This is a genomic window from Kitasatospora putterlickiae, assembly GCF_039527695.1.
GTDB lineage: Bacteria > Actinomycetota > Actinomycetes > Streptomycetales > Streptomycetaceae > Kitasatospora > Kitasatospora putterlickiae.
In genome coordinates this window covers 11,079-12,798 of record NZ_BAAAKJ010000355.1, presented here as the reverse complement: position 1 = coordinate 12,798, position 1,720 = coordinate 11,079, and the positions used below count along the sequence as shown (strand labels likewise).

Annotated in this window: 2 protein-coding genes and 1 pseudogene; all 3 read left to right on the top strand. The window is 73.5% G+C overall.

Features of this window, described 5'->3' with window-relative positions:
• Positions 1-276: pseudogene (locus tag ABD308_RS32560) on the top strand (hypothetical protein); the annotation flags it as partial.
• Between the two features lie 138 nt (positions 277-414).
• Positions 415-864 carry a sec-independent translocase gene (locus ABD308_RS32555; RefSeq protein ID WP_344343098.1) on the top strand — a complete coding sequence of 150 codons (450 nt, stop codon included), beginning with the start codon at positions 415-417 and terminating at the stop codon, positions 862-864.
• Positions 865-1,076: 212 nt separating this feature from the next.
• On the top strand, positions 1,077-1,720 hold a 644-nt coding region (locus ABD308_RS32550), incomplete at its 3' end, for a hypothetical protein (protein ID WP_344343096.1).

Genomic DNA, 1,720 nt, shown 5'->3' with positions numbered 1-1,720 from the left:
GGGCGGCGCTTCGTCTTCGCCGCGGCCGGCACCTTCTCGGTCGCCGCGGTGACGCTCGGCGGCGTCGGCACCATCGCCGGCGGAGACGACCAGCACGGCACCTCGGTCAGCCCGGCCGGGGGCGGCCGGGGCGGAATGGTCCCGATGAACGCCCAGGTGCCGGCGGTGGACCTGCCGCTGCGCCCGGTGGCGGTCACCCGGGGCGCGACACCGTACGAGCTGCCGGAGCGCACGCCGAGCTCGGGCGTGGCCGGTCTGCACCACGAGAACCGATAGGCACCAGGCGTCCCTCGGGTCCTGATCATCGGCGGGTCTTCACCACGGCTTCATCACACCGGGGGTCATGGACCCGCCGATGGCCATTACGCTGTGGGGAGCGTTTGTCCGATCCGATCGCGAGCTTAGGGAGCTTTGGTGTTCAGCGACGTGGGCACACTGGAGATCCTGACCCTGGTCGTCATGGCCATCGTGGTCTTCGGTCCGGACAAGCTGCCGAAGCTGATCCAGGACGCCATGGGCTTCATCCGGAAGGTCCGGTCCTTCGCGGACACCGCGAAGGAGGACATCCGCAGCGAGCTGGGTCCGGAGTTCAAGGACTTCGAGTTCGAGGACCTCAACCCGAAGACCTTCGTGCGCAAGCAGCTGATGGGCGGCGAGGAGGACCCGCTGGGCCTCAAGGAGATGCGCGACACCCTCGACATCCGCTCGGTGCTGGACGACAAGCCGGCCGCCCCGGTGAACGGCACCGGCCGCGCGGGCAGCGTCTCCTTCGACAAGTCCGCCGCCCCGGCCCCCGCCACCGCCTCCGCCGGAGCCCCGCTCGCCCCCGGTGAGCGGCCCCCGTTCGACCCCGACGCGACCTGATCGCACGGCCTTCTCGCTGACACCGGCGCCCCGCCAACCACACGGTTGAGCGGGGCCCCGGCCGGTGCGCCGCTATTGTGCTGATTGTTCCCGCTGTGCCGTCTGTCACTTTCCGGTCCGATCCGGGCCGAAGGCGGTCGGCGGGGGCGCCGCGGTGCGCCACGATGGGAGCGCGCCACGGCAGGCAAACGTCGTTTGAGGAGGCCCCGGGGATGGACACGACGAGTCAGGCGGTCGGGACGGCCACGGCCGGCGGACCCGTGGTCGGTGGACAGGCCGGCCCGGCGGACCCGCTGGTGCCGTACCTGTCCGCGGACTTCCCCTGGTACGGCCTGGACGAGGGCTGGTCCGGCCGCCGCTTCCTGCTGCCGAGCGGCTTCGGCGGCCCGCGGGCCGGCACCCACGGCACCGTCGACTACGGCAGCCTCGGCCACGGCGAGGAGCCGGCCCGCCAGTACGAGCCGCGCGACGTGCGGAAGTTCGCCGTGGTGGTCACCGTCGCCCGCCGGGAGAGCCGCCGCAGCGCCGACAACACCGGCACCCTGGAGGCGACGTCCGCCTCCTCCGCCGCCTGGCTGGCGGGCTCCGGACTGCTCGCCGCCACCTGGCCGGGCCAGCTGGACCGCGCGCGGCGCCAGGACTGGCTGGACCAGCAGTCCACGCTCGCCTGGGACCTCGCCGACGACCTGGAGGGCCCCGGCTGGTCCCCCCTCAGCCTCCCGGTGAACGGCCTGCCCCAGCCGTTCCGCTACCGCGAGTCCGAGTACGGCTGGGTGCTCGCCGGCGAGGCCCCCGGCGTCCTGCTGGGCGCCTACGGCCGCGGCGTCAGCGCCTACGGCGCGGGCTTCGCCGCCGT